Origin of the sequence: Pseudoalteromonas sp. BSi20480 (assembly GCF_000241365.1) — a bacterium.
GTDB classification, from domain to species: domain Bacteria; phylum Pseudomonadota; class Gammaproteobacteria; order Enterobacterales; family Alteromonadaceae; genus Pseudoalteromonas; species Pseudoalteromonas marina.
Map to the genome: position 1 here is coordinate 25,888 of NZ_BADX01000157.1, position 16,767 is coordinate 42,654.

15 protein-coding genes, 1 tRNA gene and 1 pseudogene are annotated in these 16,767 nt (G+C 39.5%); 13 read left to right on the plus strand and 4 right to left on the minus strand.

The genetic code is table 11. The annotated features are described in order from the left end of the window. Positions 1 to 34: 34 nt before the first annotated feature. Together P20480_RS02920 and P20480_RS02915 are read right to left on the minus strand one after the other, a co-directional pair. Positions 35 to 778 carry a DUF3307 domain-containing protein gene (locus P20480_RS02920; protein ID WP_008132224.1) on the minus strand — a complete coding sequence of 248 codons (744 nt, stop codon included), beginning with the start codon at positions 776 to 778 and terminating at the stop codon, positions 35 to 37. Further along, the gene (locus P20480_RS02915) at positions 778 to 1,401 is read right to left on the minus strand and encodes a hypothetical protein (protein WP_008132226.1); all 624 of its coding nucleotides are present in this window, start codon (positions 1,399 to 1,401) and stop codon (positions 778 to 780) included. The genes P20480_RS02920 and P20480_RS02915 overlap by 1 nt, the downstream gene beginning before the upstream one ends. Before the next feature lie 147 nt (positions 1,402 to 1,548). Here P20480_RS02915 and P20480_RS02910 point away from each other — a divergent pair, with 147 nt between their 5' ends. The 8 genes and pseudogenes from P20480_RS02910 to P20480_RS02875 all read left to right on the plus strand — a co-directional run bounded on the left by P20480_RS02910 (position 1,549) and on the right by P20480_RS02875 (position 10,081). Then, on the plus strand, positions 1,549 to 2,052 hold the full coding sequence (locus tag P20480_RS02910) for a LabA-like NYN domain-containing protein (RefSeq protein WP_008132228.1): 504 nt from the start codon (positions 1,549 to 1,551) through the stop codon (positions 2,050 to 2,052). Between the two features lie 152 nt (positions 2,053 to 2,204). Beyond that, the gene (nudC, locus tag P20480_RS02905; protein WP_008132230.1) at positions 2,205 to 3,125 is read left to right on the plus strand and encodes an NAD(+) diphosphatase; all 921 of its coding nucleotides are present in this window, start codon (positions 2,205 to 2,207) and stop codon (positions 3,123 to 3,125) included. Between the two features lie 9 nt (positions 3,126 to 3,134). Further along, complete coding sequence (locus P20480_RS02900; RefSeq protein WP_008132231.1) at positions 3,135 to 4,316, plus strand: cystathionine beta-lyase; 1,182 nt, start codon at positions 3,135 to 3,137, stop codon at positions 4,314 to 4,316. A 144-nt stretch (positions 4,317 to 4,460) separates the two neighbouring features. Next, on the plus strand, positions 4,461 to 5,288 hold the full coding sequence (locus P20480_RS02895; RefSeq protein ID WP_008132232.1) for an ABC transporter permease subunit: 828 nt from the start codon (positions 4,461 to 4,463) through the stop codon (positions 5,286 to 5,288). Next, on the plus strand, positions 5,285 to 6,193 hold the full coding sequence (locus P20480_RS02890; protein WP_008132233.1) for an ABC transporter ATP-binding protein: 909 nt from the start codon (positions 5,285 to 5,287) through the stop codon (positions 6,191 to 6,193). The genes P20480_RS02895 and P20480_RS02890 overlap by 4 nt, the downstream gene beginning before the upstream one ends. Next, entirely contained in the window at positions 6,193 to 6,567 is a 375-nt protein-coding gene (locus P20480_RS02885; RefSeq protein WP_006794021.1) for a PH domain-containing protein, read from the plus strand. Before P20480_RS02890 ends, P20480_RS02885 begins: the two co-directional genes overlap by 1 nt. A gap of 197 nt (positions 6,568 to 6,764) precedes the next feature. Further along, on the plus strand, positions 6,765 to 7,553 hold the full coding sequence (locus tag P20480_RS02880) for a putative porin (RefSeq protein ID WP_008132234.1): 789 nt from the start codon (positions 6,765 to 6,767) through the stop codon (positions 7,551 to 7,553). 252 nt (positions 7,554 to 7,805) lie between these two features. Further along, positions 7,806 to 10,081: pseudogene (locus P20480_RS02875) on the plus strand (acyl-CoA dehydrogenase). Positions 10,082 to 10,145: 64 nt separating this feature from the next. On the opposite strand, the gene P20480_RS02870 reads toward P20480_RS02875, so the two are convergent. Both P20480_RS02870 and cysK read right to left on the minus strand, forming a co-directional pair. Continuing rightward, complete coding sequence (locus P20480_RS02870) at positions 10,146 to 10,580, minus strand: hypothetical protein (protein WP_008132238.1); 435 nt, start codon at positions 10,578 to 10,580, stop codon at positions 10,146 to 10,148. Positions 10,581 to 10,723: 143 nt separating this feature from the next. Further along, complete coding sequence (gene cysK, locus P20480_RS02865) at positions 10,724 to 11,692, minus strand: cysteine synthase A (RefSeq protein WP_006794017.1); 969 nt, start codon at positions 11,690 to 11,692, stop codon at positions 10,724 to 10,726. Between the two features lie 457 nt (positions 11,693 to 12,149). On the opposite strand from cysK, the gene P20480_RS02860 reads away from it, so the two are divergent. From P20480_RS02860 to P20480_RS02840, 5 genes are all read left to right on the plus strand, one after another. After that, on the plus strand, positions 12,150 to 13,301 hold the full coding sequence (locus P20480_RS02860) for a dicarboxylate/amino acid:cation symporter (protein WP_008132242.1): 1,152 nt from the start codon (positions 12,150 to 12,152) through the stop codon (positions 13,299 to 13,301). Positions 13,302 to 13,451: 150 nt separating this feature from the next. Continuing rightward, positions 13,452 to 14,102 carry a UvrY/SirA/GacA family response regulator transcription factor gene (uvrY, locus tag P20480_RS02855; RefSeq protein ID WP_006794015.1) on the plus strand — a complete coding sequence of 217 codons (651 nt, stop codon included), beginning with the start codon at positions 13,452 to 13,454 and terminating at the stop codon, positions 14,100 to 14,102. Between the two features lie 9 nt (positions 14,103 to 14,111). Beyond that, positions 14,112 to 15,935 carry an excinuclease ABC subunit UvrC gene (gene uvrC / locus P20480_RS02850; RefSeq protein WP_008132243.1) on the plus strand — a complete coding sequence of 608 codons (1,824 nt, stop codon included), beginning with the start codon at positions 14,112 to 14,114 and terminating at the stop codon, positions 15,933 to 15,935. A gap of 42 nt (positions 15,936 to 15,977) precedes the next feature. Continuing rightward, positions 15,978 to 16,523, plus strand: coding sequence for a CDP-diacylglycerol--glycerol-3-phosphate 3-phosphatidyltransferase (gene pgsA, locus P20480_RS02845; RefSeq protein WP_006794013.1), 546 nt, complete (start codon positions 15,978 to 15,980; stop codon positions 16,521 to 16,523). Positions 16,524 to 16,663: 140 nt separating this feature from the next. Continuing rightward, positions 16,664 to 16,739: transfer RNA gene (locus tag P20480_RS02840), tRNA-Gly, on the plus strand. Positions 16,740 to 16,767 lie beyond the last annotated feature (28 nt).

The window sequence follows — 16,767 nt, forward strand, 5'->3', positions numbered from 1 at the left end:
AAAAACGCGCTTACTTTAAACGGTAGCGCGTTTTTTAATGTATTAAATACCTTACTATTAAACCTACAAACAAAGTTACACTTACGCTAAGTAGTGTGCCTAACATTACGTATTCGGTGAGCTTTTTATCTTTACTGGCGCTTAAATCGCCAAACCTAAAGACCGACTTAGCCGCTAATAAAAATCCAACCCCCGCAAATTGATCGAGTAAAATAAAGCTCAGCATTAATACGCGCTCCAACATGCCAATACTTTGCCCTGCAAGTACTAAGCTGCCTTTACTGCTAAAGTTACCCGTTAAACGCTCTAGCATCATTCTAATAAATACTGCACTTGGGCTTAAAATAATTAAATAACCGCACACAACCCACAGCACATTTGGGTTAGTGACAAGTGAATATAGGGTATCTAAAAAGTGTGTATTATCGCTCAGCCATACGCTTAAGTAGATTATTACGGCTATGTGGGCAAGTTGATCCAATAAAAAGGGCACGACACCTTTGCTTGAGTAAGATTTGGCTATATCAATTGCGTAATGACTAAGCATAATAACGGCGGTTGCTATTACAACACTGCTAATTTGTTGCCAGCCATAAGTGTATTCCCAAGCGCTAATAATTATTGCGCTAGTGACCCCATGGACCAATACATGAAAATACAGTTTAGTTGCTTTGAAGTGGCGGGAGTTTCTGTCGTTAACCCAGCTCATAGGTTGCCAGTAAAAATCAGCCAATAAATGGCCAATAATTAGGGCTACGAGTAAAAGCGAAAAAGCCATTAGCTTCTCCCTTGATTTATATTTTTTATGATGTTGCTCGCATGCTCTAAAAACCGTTCGATAAGTTGGTAATGGGCTAAATTAAGTAGCTTAGTTACGTTTTCTCTGCTGGTTTTAAGATCTTTTGCTAAAGCTGCATGGCTATTATCTGTACTGGTTAAATAGGCGTACAAAGCATTGGCTTGTTTTTGTGTTATTTTAGTAAGGAGTACATCAGCAAAGGCTAAATTGAGGTTTAAACTTTCATGGATGTTTTGAGGAGGCGTATTAAATAAAAACCGTTGATTGGCTATTTTATCAAGGCCATGACCCGAAAGAGTAAATGCTGAACCTGTAGCTGTTTTTATATCATTGCGCGGGTTATCTATTTCCCCAATAGCCATACTTTGTCTGACTTCGTACCCTGATACCTTCAAATATAAATAAATTAAAACGGCATGCTTAAACAAATACTCAGGGTCATTAATTTGTAATTGAAAAGAATCGCCTCGATAAATATTCCAAAGTGTACTCTCGCCCGATACACAACGTAAACTTTGCTCTAGCTCATAAAGCATGGCATCGTATTGCTGTTTAGGAATAGTTTGCGATTTAATAATATCGCCGCTGATCACACCAATCATAACAATCCAAATTAGTTACTTTTTAAAATGTAACCAAAAATGGTTACATAGCGTTATGTAACTAATTTAGGTTACTTAAAAGCAAATAGCAAGGTACACTGAGTTTAAATTATTTCGCTATAGCTATTATTCTAACTAGGGCATTACATGACTTCATTTAACTCGCAGCAAAACATTAAACCACGTGTAGGCATATTTGTTGACGTACAAAACATTTATTACACGTGTAGAGAAAGCTATAGTAAAAACTTTGATTACAATGCTTTTTGGCGAGTTATTCAGGAGCAGTACGAAATAGATTGTGCATTTGCTTACGCTATTTATCGTGGAGATGAAAAGCAAAATCAGTTTCAAAATATTTTGAGAGCGATTGGGTTTGAAGTAAAACTAAAGCCGTTTATTCAGCGCCGAGATGGCAGTGCTAAAGGCGACTGGGACGTAGGCATAACGATAGATATGTTAGAGCATGGAAAAAATCTCGATAAAGTAATTTTGCTCTCGGGCGACGGTGATTTTGCACTGTTACTTGCTCATTTAAAAAATCAATATAATGTGCCGTGTGATGTTTATGGAGCAGATAAGTTAACCGCTGAAGTACTCAAACAAAGTGCAGAACAGTTTCATTTGATTGATGATAATTTATTACTTTAAAGCTTACAAAAAAGAGGCTAAGTGCCTGCAACATGAGAGTTTTTAATACAGAGCTTATATAGTTTAATATAGGCTTTATTGTTGCTGTAATAAATTGGGTTTGCTCGTCGGTTATGTTAATTTTAAGCGATAACGAGTAATTAAGGATTTACATGCTCAACTACAGTGATATGCCGCTTGATAGATGCTCCAATGTGCGAAAAGACCCAATATGGCTAAAAGGTCAATTGTCGTCGCAAAGCGTGTGGCTTTTGGTAAAAAACAACGAGACATTATTTATTAAAAATACGCCTCAAATAAAGTTTTTACCGTACGAGAAAATTGCACAGCTAAACTTAACCAATGCCCTATTTTTAGGCTTAAAAACCACACAGCAGGGGGTGTTTGCCCTCGATGTATCTACTATTGATGACACAACACTTACCCCCATAATAAGTGGCGCAGAGTTTATGGATATTCGTAAACAGGGCCCACTTGTTGATATAAAAGAGGGGTCTATTGCTGCACTTGCCCGCGGATTGTGTTACTGGCATGCAACGCATCGTTTTTGTGGGCGTTGTGGCAGTAAAAACCACTTAGTTGAAGCAGGACATTCTCGTTTATGTGAAAACGAGCGCTGTAAACACCCTACTTTTCCTCGTACTGACCCTGCGGTAATTATGGTTGTAACTAAAACGTTTGCTGATGGCATTGAGCGATGTTTGCTTGGCCGCCAAGCAATGTGGCCCACGGGAATGTATTCGTCATTAGCCGGCTTTGTAGACCCAGGTGAAACTTTAGAGCAAGCTGTTGCCCGTGAGGTAAAAGAAGAGGCAGGGATTGACGTTGATGACGTAACTTATGTGGCCTCTCAGCCATGGCCATTTCCTTCATCTATCATGCTTGGCTTTTTTGCAAAGGCAACGTCTGAGCAAATTAACGTAGATAAAGATGAGCTTGATGATGCTAGGTGGTTTAGCCGTGAAGATTTGGCAAACTTTGGTAATTGGCATGACGAAGGAGATCATTTAAAACTTCCTCGTACTGATTCTATTTCTCGCTATTTAATTGAACATTGGCGTACTAATCCATAAGGAATAACCATGTCGAGTAACAGTAATAAAAATACTCAGCTTGTGTCATCTGGGCGCAAAAAAGCTTACACCCATGGTGTAGTAAACCCCGTTGTGCAGCGCGCATCAACGGTGGTATTTGATTCGGTTGCAGAACTTAAAGAAGCGGCGAAGAAGCGTGGCGATAAAACCCTTTTTTATGGGCGTCGTGGCACAACCACCCATTTTGCATTACAAGAAGCAATTACCGATTTAGAAGGCGGTGAAGGGTGTGCACTTTATCCGTGCGGGGCTGCTGCAATTAGCCAAGCGCTATTGTCGTTTTTAAAAAGTGGCGACCATATTTTAATGGTTGATAATGCGTATGAGCCTACTCGCGATTTTTGCGATAAAATTTTAGCAGGCCTAGGTATTACCACTACTTATTATCCGCCAACAGTTGGTGCAAGTATAAAAGATTATATTAAGCCAAATACCAAGGTGTTATTTTTAGAATCGCCAGGCTCCATAACGATGGAAATTCAAGACGTCCCTGCCATGGTAAACGTAGCCAAAGAACATAATGTAATGACCATGCTGGATAATACCTATGGAAACGGTCTTCATTACCGTCCGCTAGAACATGGCGTCGATATTAGTATTCAAGCGGCAACAAAGTACATTGTTGGCCATTCAGATGTAATGATGGGGGTTGCAGTGGCTAATAAAAAATATTGGCCAACGCTGCGCGAGCATTCTTACTTACTAGGTCAGTGTACAAGTGCTGACGATGCATACTTAGCATTACGCGGTTTACGCACTATGAGCGTGCGTTTAAATCAGCATGAAAAGGCGGCGATAGAGGTGGCAAAATGGCTTGAACAGCATGAGTTAGTTGATCATATTCGCCATCCAGCCTTTGAAACCTGCCCAGGCCATGCGTTTTTTAAGCGCGATTTTGATGGTAGTAATGGCTTGTTTTCAATTGTTATGAAAACAGGGAATCAAAAAGCGATAGATGCATTTTTAGATAGCCTTCAGCATTTTAAGATGGGTTTTTCGTGGGGAGGCTTTGAAAGCTTGGTCACCGCTAATTTAACCATGAAAGGGTTGCGTTCAACCACCGGGTGGGATCTAGGACCGGTTATTAGATTGCATATTGGCCTTGAAGATATCGATGACTTAATAGCTGATTTAACCCAAGCGCTTGAGGTATACAAGCTGCATTTATAACTATGCGCTAGTTACATTTAAATGGTTTGTTACAAAGCTCACTCTTCGTGGGCTTTTTTTTGCTGGTAATTCAAGGTGTTTACACTTAGGGTAGTTATATTAGGCTTTGAACTAAAGCATGAGCAACGTCATTAAGGATAGTCAATGGCAACACCATTACCAATAAACGTAGGGCGATTAACGCAAATAGCGGGATTTGAGCTTGTACGTATGTTTTTAACTAAACGTGGGCTTATAGCCCTTGCGGCGTTTGCACTTGTTTGGTTAATTATTTTGCGCTACCCGATAGGGCAAGCTGTGAGCATTATTAGCTCCCCAAACTTTGAGCAAATAGCCCGCGATATTTCAGGCTCAATTGGCTTGAGTAAACTTCTTGATTGGCCTGAAGCCGAGTTTGCTATGTATTGGTTAATTGCTTTGTACAGTTTTCCTGTATTTAGTTTATTTATTTGTAGTGACCAAACAGTGGGTGACAGAGAGCGCGGTACACTTAGGTTTTTATCATTGCGTTCAACCCGATTTGAAATTTTGTTTGGCCGGTTTATTGGGCAATTAGCGGTATTAACGTGTTTGGTAGCAATTACTCTTGTGGCCACATTAGCGGTGTTAGGGTATCGCGATCCGAGTTTGTTGGTAGGTGGCGTTGGCCGCGCTGTGTCGATATTTTCAATTCTTATAGTTACATTTGCACCGTTTGTGGCGTTAATGACTTTAATTAATACTTTTGCACGTTCATCGCGGTTATCAATTGTACTCGCTATTTTATATTTTACAGCGGGTGGAATTGTAGTGGGTTTACTACAATGGCAAATACCTGCATTAAGCGTGCTTGATTATTTATTCCCGGGTGTACAAATAGAGCAACTCGCCGGTCAAAACCTGCCATTATTAAGTGCCGTGGGAATACCACTTGTACAAACAGCTGTGTTACTGGCAGTGGCTCAACGTATTTTTGCAAGGAGCTCACTATGAATCCATTAATTACAGGGCGTAATTTAAGTAAGTCGTATGGGTCTAAACTTGCGCTTAATAATGTGAACTTTAAAATTGAGCAAGGTGCTCCTGTTGCTCTAGTTGGCCCAAATGGTGCGGGTAAAACGACATTATTTAGTTTGTTATGCGGCTATATAGCGCCCAGCAATGGTGAGCTTGAAATACTCGGCCATAAACCCGGCAGTGCCGCATTATTTAATAAGGTCAGTGCTTTACCACAAGATGCGCAGCTCGATCCGCGTTTTAATATAGATAAACAACTTGCTTTTTACGCCAAATTACAAGGTATGAGTACCAAGCAAAGTCAAACAGAAGCATTGCGCGTGCTTGATTTGGTTGGGCTGCGTGAAATTGCTAAAAACCGTGCAGGTGATTTATCTCATGGTATGCGCAAACGTGTAACCATAGCGCAGGCTCTTATTGGTTCGCCGCAAATTGTTATGCTAGATGAGGCAACTGCAGGACTTGACCCTATTCATGCCAGAGAAGTACGTGAGTTGGTGTCAACGTTGAGCTCTGAAGCAACCTTTATTTTAAGCTCGCACGATTTAACTGAGCTTGAGCGATTATGTTCCCAAGTGCTGCATTTAGATAAAGGCGTATTGAGTGAGCACCAAACAAAAGTAAATCAAACCGACAAACACTTTTACACATTAATGCTAAACGAGATGTATGAAAACGTTGAGCAACAGTTACAGTTACTCAATGGTGTAAGCTCTGTTTATATGAGCCAACACAAAGAGTATGTTATTGAATACACACAATCTGAGCAGGCACTTGATATTGCACTATTACAGTTTTGCCACCAACATAATTGGCAATACAGGCAATTGGTTAATGGCCATACATTAGAAAATCAAATTTTTAAACAGGAGAAAGTATAATGGGTTTATTAAGCGGATTAATGGGTAACGCAAGCGAAGTTGATGATTCTGATTTAGAAAAAGTACTCGCTAATACATTAATTGAGGGTGAGCACGTCGAAAAAGCCTATAAAGTTATTCGCGATATGTTCATTTTTACTAATAAGCGCTTAATTTTAATTGATAAGCAAGGTGTAACTGGTTCTAAAATGGAAATGGTGAGTATTGCTTACTCTAAAATTACCAAGTTTAGCAAAGAGAGTGCAGGGCACTTTGATTTGGATGCTGAACTTAAAATTTGGATTGGCTCTGACCCAACGCCACTTACAAAAGAGTTTAAAGCAGGCGATAACATTAATGAAGTTTATAGAGTAATTAGCCAACACGCTCTATAATCATACATATACTTTAAGTAGTTGTTGACTAAATGTTGCAACTACTTTAATTTTACAGTTTCTTACACCTCCTTACAATTAACTCAACAAATACAATAGTTTAATTAAGTTTTCATTCAGTTTCCCGGCGTTAGCATGTGCCCACTTTAGTAATTTAGCTAAAGCATAAAACGCAATGTACATAGGGAAGTCTTACAATGAAAAAATTAGCAGTTATTATTTCAAGCATTTTATTATCTAGCACTGCGGCTGCTGCAGACAGCTATAACTCAATCAGTAACTTAAGTTACAAAGACAGCGACAATAACGATACCGTTGCTGTAGATTCTATTTATTACCTATCACCTAAAAAAACATTAGGCCCGTACGACCAATTTGAATACATTAATAAACAAAGCAACATTTACGGCGCATACGCTGATGATGACTTTAGCGATACAACGTTAGTTGGTGGTGAGTACTTTATTAATGAATTTGTTATTGGTGCATCATACACAAACCTTGATGTTGGCAATCATAACGAAGCATATACAATTTCAGGCGGTTACTTTTTTAACCCAGATTTGCTTGCAAAAGTGACGCTAGTTGAAAATAAAGATGGCGAAGACTTCGCTTTATTCGATTTAGCGTATAACCATATGCTTAACAGTACCGATTACGTTGGTGTAACTGTTACTGCGGATGATGATTTTGACTACCGCGCCGTTGCTGCTAAATACTTTATTGATTTACAGCAAGGTAACTACTTAACATTTGAAGGTAAATACGAAAGTATTGATGATGCTGAAAACCAATGGGTGGCAGAAACGAATTACTACTTCTCAAAAGCGACTTCTGTATTTGCAAGCTACGATAAACAAGATACCTACAGCTTTGGTGCTCAGCACTTTATTAACAAAAATATTGGCCTTAAAGTAGGTTACGAGAATAATGCCGATGACTCTGATAATGATGCTTACTTTGCAAACATGCGTTTTCAGTTTTAATGAATAACGCAATTTAAGTTTTCAGCTTAATTAAAATATAAGCCCGCTCATGCAGCGGGCTTTTGTATTGATAAGGCTTATACGTTTTATTTTTTAGTTGCTTTACCCATATCAAAATTAATAATTACAGACTAGTTTATTCTTTATTCCCTAATTTACAGGCTTAGTAGACAGCGTATTTGCAATGATTGTATTTAAACTAAGATGGGTCATACTTAGGTTATTAATTTCTAATGTTAAAGGAATGTAGGCATGTCGGTATTTATCATTTTACTGGTTGTTATGGTGGTTATTTTTGCTGTTAAAGATATCCGCTTAAACCTGATCAGTAGACCCACGTTTAAAATGTTTAAAAAAGTACTTCCACCGCTTTCGCAAACAGAGCGAGAGGCTATGGAAGCAGGCGATGTTTGGTGGGATGGAGAACTATTTAGTGGTAACCCTGATTGGAAAAAATTACACAATTTTCCAAAGCCAGAATTGAGTGAAAAAGAAAACGCATTTATGGCTAATCAGGTTGAGACCCTAATGGCGATGCTAGATGATTACCAAATAGTGCAAAAAGACAAAGACTTGCCAAAAGAAGTGTGGGATTACTTAAAAAAGAAGGTTTTTTTGCATTAATCATTCCTGAAAAGTTTGGTGGGCGAGAGTTTTCGGCGATTGCTAATTCAACCATTGTTTCAAAAATTTCGACTAAGAGTTTAACTGCGGCGGTTACCGTAATGGTGCCAAATAGTTTAGGGCCAGGTGAGCTATTGCTGCATTACGGTACTAAAGAGCAACAAGACCGCTGGTTACCAACGCTTGCCAATGGTGAAGATGTTCCATGCTTTGCACTTACAGGCCCAGAAGCAGGCTCTGATGCCGGTAGCATTCCAGACTCTGGTGTTGTATGTAAAGGAGAGCACAACGGTGAAGAAGTAATTGGCCTACGTTTAAACTGGTCAAAACGTTACATTACCCTTGCACCCGTTGCCACAGTATTAGGCCTTGCTTTTAAAATGTATGACCCCGATGGTTTATTAGGAGACGAAAAAGAGCTTGGTATTACGTGCGCACTTATTCCAACCGATCACCCAGGAGTTAAAACAGGTGAGCGCCATTACCCACTCAATATGGCATTTATGAACGGTACAACCTATGGTGAAGATGTGTTTATTCCGCTTGACTGGATTATCGGTGGGCAAGAGTGTGCGGGGCGTGGCTGGCGCATGCTGGTGGAGTGTTTAAGTGCAGGGCGTGGTATTTCGCTGCCGGCTTTAAGTGCTGCAACCGGTCACCTAGCGGCTAAAATGACTTCAGCATATGCCGTAGTTCGCCAGCAATTTGGTGTGTCTATTGGGCAATTTGAAGGTGTGCAAGAAGCGCTTGCTCGCATTGGTGGCTTAACTTACACGCTAGAGTCATGTCGATTAATGACGGCTGGCGCAATCGATTTAAAACTTAGCCCTTCGGTTGTCACCGCTATTGCCAAATACCATATGACGGAAATGGGTCGTACAGTCATGAATGATGCGATGGATATTCATTCAGGCAAAGGCATTCAGGTGGGACCAAATAACTATTTGGCACATGGTTATATGGGAATACCGGTGTCTATTACGGTAGAAGGCGCAAATATTTTAACTCGAAATTTAATGATATTTGGCCAAGGTGCGACCCGTTGTCACCCCTTTGTTCTAAAAGAAATGGAGGCCGCTGCACTTGAAGACGACGATGCTGCTCTGAATCAATTTGATGGTTTATTAATGAACCATATATTATTTGCTGTAAGTAATGCCAGCATGGCATTTATACATGGTTTAACACGTAGTTACTTTGCAAAAGCGCCTGTTGGCGGCGAAACAGCAGTTTATTACAAGCACCTAAGCAGAATGAGCAGAGGCTTAGCTATTTGTACCGACGTAGCCATGTTAATGTTAGGTGGTGAGCTCAAACGCAAAGAGATGATATCTGCCCGATTAGGCGACGTATTGAGCCAGTTGTATTTAGCTTCTACTGTTTTAAAACGCTACGAAGACGAAGGTCGTCAACAAGCAGACTTACCTTTTGTTAAATATGCGATAGAAACATCGTTATTTGAAATTGGCCAAGCGTTTGATGGCTTTTTCAAAAATTTCTCAAACCCGATTATTAATTTTGTGCTTAAGCGTATTGTATTTCCAATTGGCAATCATTACGAAAAACCAAGCGATGAAATTGCACAACGTATTTGCGAGCATATGACACAACCAGGTGTGTTTAGAAATCGCTTAACTCATTTGTGTTATGTAGATGAAAACGCAGGTACAGGGGTAATGGAAAATGCATTTTTAGCTATGCACGATATGCAGGCTCAATTCAAAGATTTAAAACAATGGCAGCGCAAGGGTAATATTCCTGCAACGCTCGATATTGAAGGTGCGATTAACTTTGCATTAGACAATGATTTAGTAACGCAAACCGATGCCGATGCTATGCACCATGCCAATAAGCTACGTAAACAAGCAATAGCGGTTGATAACTTTCAGCAAGGCGAGTTGTAGCTAATTATTTGAACTGTAAATAAAAAAGGCCTTACAAGTGTAAGGCCTTTTTTCAATATAATGATTAGCGTGCGTATGGGTCAGCAACTATTTTGTCGATATACCATTTACCTTTTTTACGTAGCATTTTTACGCTACGCATGTCATCTATTTTGTTACCATTTAAATAACCGGTGAAAATAAGATTTATTTTAGCATTGTCACCATACTGTTCGCGTACACTCATATTGGTCATATCGACTTCAATAATAACCTCATCGTACTGCATATTAACTAAGTTACGAGTAAATTGTTTAGCTGTACCGTACGACTTCATGATTCGCGTAAGGTTGGGTGTTGCCATGGTTGTTGCTTTTTGAAGGTCTTGCTGATTGTACAAGGCATCAAAATAGGCTGTTGCAGTGTCTCCGGGTGAATCACCAAGTTTTTTTACATCATCGCTACAGGCAACTAAAAACAAACACAGAATAAGGCTGACTAAATAGGTTATTTTTTTCATGTTAATTTTTGTTAGTTAGTTTTATTTAAGTGTGTGGTGAATTAGCTAATATGTAAAGACATGGAAGGTAAATAAAAAGATATTGCAGAGTAAATAATAAAAAAGGATGCCTAGGCATCCTTTCAAAAAAAGGTTAGCTATGATTATTGAACAAGCTCTTGGTCACTAAATTCCTCATCAAATAGTGGGCTTGATAAGTAACGTTCAGTGGCACTTGGTAAAATAACAACAATATTTTTGTCGGCATTTTCTGGTTTTTCAGCAATACGTTTTGCTGCCACTACAGCAGCGCCCGATGAAATACCCACTAGTATACCTTCTTTTTTCATTAGTTCATGTGCCATTGCAATTGCATCTTCGTTAGATACTTGCTCTGCAGCATCTATTAGGCTCATGTCTAGGTTTCCAGGGATAAATCCTGCGCCAATACCTTGGATTTTATGTGGCCCTGGTTTAACTTCTTCACCGGCAAGTGTTTGGCTGATCACTGGCGAATTAGTTGGCTCAACTGCAATAGACTTAACATTTAAACCTTTTTCTGTTTTAAGGTAACGACTAACACCTGTTATAGTCCCGCCAGTACCTACGCCTGCTACAAAGTAATCCACTTTTCCGTCAAGAGCGTCAAAAATTTCTGGGCCTGTAGTCTCAAAGTGTATTTTTGGGTTTGCTGGATTCTCAAACTGCTGTAGCAAGATATACTTTTCAGGATCGGTGGCTTGAATCTCTTTTGCTTTTTGGATTGCACCATTCATACCTTTAGCACCGTCTGTAAGCACAAGGTTAGCACCCAACGCTTTTAGAAGTTTACGACGCTCTAAGCTCATAGTGTTAGGCATAGTAAGCGTCAGTTTATAACCACGTGCTGCGGCAACGAAGGCCAATGCAATACCTGTATTACCAGATGTAGGCTCGATAAGTTCTTTACCCTCAGTTAGCTGACCTGCTTTTTCAGCCTCCCAAATCATCGATGCACCAATGCGGCATTTAATACTAAAGCTTGGGTTACGCGCTTCCACTTTAGCGAATACATTCCCACCTGTAACACGTTTAAGTTTTACCAGTGGTGTATTACCGATACTAAGTGAGTTATCTTCAAAAATAGTAGACATAATGTTCCTTTGGATACAATCTGATCAACGTGCTAATAGCCTTTGCTACTAACTATATGTTGACACTTTACTGAGAGTTTAAAAAATAAAAGTAAAGTTTGGCTATAAGATATATCTATTGAGCTTATAACTAAGTGAAATAAAAATCTATATTAGCTGTGCCTTTTGTTATTAGGTGCGCACATTAAATTTAATGATAAGACGCTTTTGTTTGTAATGTCGGCTTTTTACCTATAAATAAACTAAAGAGACGCTTAAATATTTAAATAGGCGCAGACACCCATGCGGCCTAACGGCTAATAAATTGACTGATTTTTGAATACGATACTTTACCGAGGTCAAATGCACTTTTTATTGATGATTATTTATGCAAACAAACTTTAGTTCAGCGGTTTTATGACACAAGCTAACCAAAACATGATAAAAACGTTTATCTAACAATAATTGAGTAATAAAAATGAAGTTAATTTTAAAGTTAATTGCCGGCATTGTGGCTGGTATATTGGTAGGCTTTTATGTGCCTTTGACAGGTGTTGAACTCTTATTTACGGTTAAAGAGTTAATTGGTCAAATTATTTCCTTCACTATTCCTCTTATTATTCTGTTTTTTATTGCTTCTGGTATTGCAGGGCTTCCTAAAGGTTCTGGCCACTTACTTGGTAAAACGGTTGGATTTGCATATAGCTCTACCGTCATTGCCGGCACGCTTGCTTTTTTATTAGTCAGTGCTGTTATCCCATTTTTAAGTGGGGGTATTACATTCGAAGCTGAAGTAGCCACGGAAATAGGCAGTCTTATTGATATAGAAATCCCACCATTAATGGGGGTGATGACTGCGCTTGCTACGGCTTTCATATTTGGTATTGGTATGAGCCAGCTTGAATTAGACACACTAAAAAAAGTATCGGATCAGGGGCGTGATGTAATAGATGCGTTATTGTCAAAAGTGATTATTCCTGCATTACCGTTTTATATTGCCGGTGTATTTGCTGAAATGACTGTAGCAGGCACAGTGGTTGATACTCTACAAACATTTGGCGTGGTGCTTATTGCAGCCCTTGTAATGCATTGGTTATGGTTAAGTGTTCTGTATATTGCAACAGGCATTTTATTGAAGCGTAATCCACTTGAGTTAGTTAAAAATATGCTACCGGCTTATTTTACTGCATTAGGTACTATGTCGAGTGCAGCAACTATTCCTGTGTCGTTGCAATCAAGTAAAGCAAATAATGTGAAAGAAGACGTAGCAAACTTTACAGTACCTTTATGTGCCACCATTCATTTGTCGGGTTCAACAATTACGATTGTTACGTGTGCCATGGCTGTTATGTTTTTATCACCCGGGATGGAAGTGCCATCGTTAATAGGTATGTTGCCATTTATATTTATGCTCGGTGTTGTGATGATTGCAGCGCCAGGCGCACCGGGTGGTGCGGTAATGTCGGCGCTTGGCTTACTGACAAGCATGCTTGGCTTTAATGAAGGAGCTGTGGCATTAATGATTGCACTGTACTTAGCACAAGACAGCTTTGGTACGGCATGTAATGTTACCGGTGATGGTATTATTGCATTATGGGTTGACCGTTTTAGTGAAAAGTCAGCCTCTTAAATCGCTGGGTACATTGATTTCAGTAGTTTTAACTTTAGTTAACGTGCCTGAGTGAGAGCGATAATATTAGTTATTGTTTCGCTTTAACTGTGTTAATGTGACAAATTAAATTATTTAGACGTGTGTAGTTGAGTTAATGAGGGTATTGCATTGATTAATGTACTTTTAGTTGATGATCATGAACTAGTACGAACTGGGATCAGACGCATATTAGATGATGTGCGTGGGTTTAAAGTTGTAGGTGAAGCAAAAGACGGTGAAGCCGCTGTTCAGTTTTGCCGACAGCACACACCTAATATTGTACTTATGGATATGAATATGCCTGGCATGGGGGGATTAGAGGCAACTAAAAAGATTTGTCGCTATTGCCCAGATGTAAAAATTATCGTTCTTACTGTTAATTGCGAAGACCCATTTCCGTCTAAAGTAATGCAAATTGGTGCTCATGGCTTTCTTACCAAAGGAGCTGGCTCTGATGAAATGGTTCGTGCCATTCGTTCAGTCCACGCCGGTCAACGCTACATTGCGCCTGAAATTGCACAACAAATAGCACTGGCACAGGTTACTGGTCGCACAGACGAAAATCCGTTCCAGAGTTTATCAGAACGCGAACTTCAAATAATGCTTATGATCACCAAAGGTGAAAAAGCACAAGATATTGCAGAGCGCTTAAACCTCAGTTCTAAAACAGTTAATAGCTATCGTTACCGTATGTTTGAAAAATTAAATGTAGGTGGCGATGTTGAACTTACACATTTAGCTATTCGTCATAAGATGATTGACATAGACGTGTCGTACTAACCCTTTTATATGTCTGAATTTGATCACGTACATTTTTTAAAAACGCTATCAAGCGAGCCCGGTGTTTACCGCATGCTTGATAGTGACAACCAAGTTATTTATGTTGGTAAAGCTAAACAATTAAAAAAACGCGTAAGCAGTTACTTTAGATCCAACATTACCGACAGCAAAACCCGTGTTTTAGTCAGTAACATTAATGATATTGAAGTCACACTGACCAACACCGAAACCGAAGCGCTACTGCTCGAAAATAACCTCATAAAAAAATATCAGCCTCGTTATAATATTCTACTGCGAGATGATAAGTCTTACCCCTATATTTTATTAACGAACCATAAGCATCCGCGGTTAGCGTTCCATAGAGGGAGCCGAAAAATAAAAGGTGAGTATTTTGGTCCATTTCCGAGTGCAGGCGCTGTCTCGGAAAGTTTGCGTTTAATGCAAAAAATATTTCCCGTTCGTCAATGCGAAGATGCTTATTATCGTGCCCGAAGTCGCCCTTGTTTGCAGTATCAGCTCAAGCGTTGCTCTGCGCCATGCGTTAACAAAGTTACCGAGCAAGACTACAGTGAACAAGTTGACTATGTTCGCAAATTTCTGACGGGTAAATCGGATGAAGTCATTGCCGAACTAATAAAAAAAATGGAAGCGGCCAGTGCGGAGCTCAACTTTGAGCTTGCCGCAAAAGTACGTGACCAAATAATGCTACTGCGTAAAATGCAGGAGCAACAATCTATTTCGGGTAACTTTGCAGAAATGGATGTGGTGGGCTTTGCGCATTTAAATGGATTAAACGGCATACATTTATTAATGATTCGCGATCATAAAGTACTAGGCAGTAAAACGTACTTTCCAAAAGTACCAAAAGATTCAAGCGAGCAAGAAATTTTAACTTCATTCTTAGGTCAATATTATTTAGCACCAGGTGCAACAGGACGCATTGCTAAAGAAATTATACTCCCGTTTGAAATAGAAGAGAGCAGTGCGTTAAGCGAAGCACTGACGCAAATAAGCGATCGTAAAGTGGCGCTTAAAGTGGTTACACGTGGAGAGCGTGCGCAATACCTTCAACTAGCAAATAAAAATGCGTTAAACAGTATTGCTGTCAAACAAAGTACACAAGACTCTATTAATAAACGCTATGCCCAATTAAAAGCAACATTACGCCTAGATGATATAGCGCGAATGGAATGTTTTGATATAAGCCATACTATGGGAGAAAACACGGTAGCAAGTTGCGTTGTTTTCGATTCACAAGGCCCAAATACAAAAGAATACAGGCGCTATAATGTAACCGGTATAACCGGTGGTGATGATTATGCAGCCATGGAGTTTGCTTTAAATAAGCGTTACAACAAATTAGTGGATGAAGACAAAATCCCAGATGTAATATTTATAGATGGCGGTAAAGGACAGTTAGGGCGTGCAGAGCAATATTTTTCTAATTGGTCTCATTCTAAAATGCCTCTGCTAGTTGGGGTTGCAAAAGGGACGAGCCGTAAACCTGGCCTAGAAACATTACTCATAGATGGGGGGCGTAAAACAATTCCGATGGATTCTGATGCGCCTGCACTTCACCTAATACAACATATACGAGATGAATCTCACCGTTTTGCAATAGCTGGGCATCGTAATAAGCGCCAAAAACAGCGAACACAATCATTGTTGGAAGAAATTAATGGAGTAGGTTCTAAACGTCGCCAAACATTATTAAAATATTTAGGGGGCATGCAGGGGGTAAAAGCTGCTAATATAGAACAATTAAAGAAAGTTCCCGGGATCAGCCCTGATATGGCTGAGAAGATATTTAACCATTTACATGACAAGGGCTAGCCCTTCATGCGAATATAAAAGAAAAGACATATCCAAGTAGTTATGTGGAATATTCCAAACACACTCACAACATTTAGACTTTTTCTTATCCCCATTTTTTTGGTGATATTTTATTTGCCTTATAGCTGGGCTTTTTTTGCTGCCGCTTTTATTTTTTGGCTTGCATCAATTACCGATATACTTGATGGCTACCTTGCAAGAAAATTAGAACAATCAACGCCATTTGGAGCCTTTTTAGATCCTGTTGCAGACAAGGTAATGGTGTGTGCTGCACTTGTTGCTCTCTCTGATCAATATCAGTCAATGTATATGACTATTCCTGCGCTTATTATTATTAGTCGAGAAATAGTTATATCAGCATTAAGGGAATGGATGGCTGAGCAGGGCAAGCGTGGTAACGTGGCTGTATCTAATATGGGGAAAATTAAAACTGCTGCGCAAATGTTAGCCATCATTGGTTTGATTTGGCAATATGACACCTGGATGAATTATTTAAGTTTTGGGCTACTCTATATAGCAACCTTTTTGACCCTGAGTTCTATGCTGCAATATTTGAACGCTGCATGGAGTGAATTGACCAAAAATTAACTGTAAATGTATAATAACGCACCGTTTTAGATAAAAAACAAGCAAACAGTTCAAAACTAGCATTTTTTGTATTGACGCGTTTAATAATCTCTGTAGAATGCGTCCGTGTTGAGAGGGCATAGCCCCCAAGATAACGAAATGCGGCACTAGCTCAGTTGGTAGAGCGCGACCTTGCCAAGGTCGAGGTCACGAGTTCGAGCCTCGTGTGCCGCTCCAAGTTATCTAAGGTTATAACCCCAGTGCT

Excerpts from the sequence above, each read along its gene's own strand:
- P20480_RS02920 (WP_008132224.1), bottom strand. The coding sequence starts at position 778 with ATGGCTTTTTCGCTTTTACTCGTAGCCCTAATTATTGGCCATTTATTG.
- P20480_RS02915 (WP_008132226.1), bottom strand. The coding sequence starts at position 1,401 with ATGATTGGTGTGATCAGCGGCGATATTATTAAATCGCAAACTATTCCT.
- P20480_RS02910 (WP_008132228.1), top strand. The coding sequence starts at position 1,549 with ATGACTTCATTTAACTCGCAGCAAAACATTAAACCACGTGTAGGCATA.
- nudC (WP_008132230.1), top strand. The coding sequence starts at position 2,205 with ATGCTCAACTACAGTGATATGCCGCTTGATAGATGCTCCAATGTGCGA.
- P20480_RS02900 (WP_008132231.1), top strand. The coding sequence starts at position 3,135 with ATGTCGAGTAACAGTAATAAAAATACTCAGCTTGTGTCATCTGGGCGC.
- P20480_RS02895 (WP_008132232.1), top strand. The coding sequence starts at position 4,461 with ATGGCAACACCATTACCAATAAACGTAGGGCGATTAACGCAAATAGCG.
- P20480_RS02890 (WP_008132233.1), top strand. The coding sequence starts at position 5,285 with ATGAATCCATTAATTACAGGGCGTAATTTAAGTAAGTCGTATGGGTCT.
- P20480_RS02885 (WP_006794021.1), top strand. The coding sequence starts at position 6,193 with ATGGGTTTATTAAGCGGATTAATGGGTAACGCAAGCGAAGTTGATGAT.
- P20480_RS02880 (WP_008132234.1), top strand. The coding sequence starts at position 6,765 with ATGAAAAAATTAGCAGTTATTATTTCAAGCATTTTATTATCTAGCACT.
- P20480_RS02870 (WP_008132238.1), bottom strand. The coding sequence starts at position 10,580 with ATGAAAAAAATAACCTATTTAGTCAGCCTTATTCTGTGTTTGTTTTTA.
- cysK (WP_006794017.1), bottom strand. The coding sequence starts at position 11,692 with ATGTCTACTATTTTTGAAGATAACTCACTTAGTATCGGTAATACACCA.
- P20480_RS02860 (WP_008132242.1), top strand. The coding sequence starts at position 12,150 with ATGAAGTTAATTTTAAAGTTAATTGCCGGCATTGTGGCTGGTATATTG.
- uvrC (WP_008132243.1), top strand. The coding sequence starts at position 14,112 with ATGTCTGAATTTGATCACGTACATTTTTTAAAAACGCTATCAAGCGAG.
- pgsA (WP_006794013.1), top strand. The coding sequence starts at position 15,978 with ATGTGGAATATTCCAAACACACTCACAACATTTAGACTTTTTCTTATC.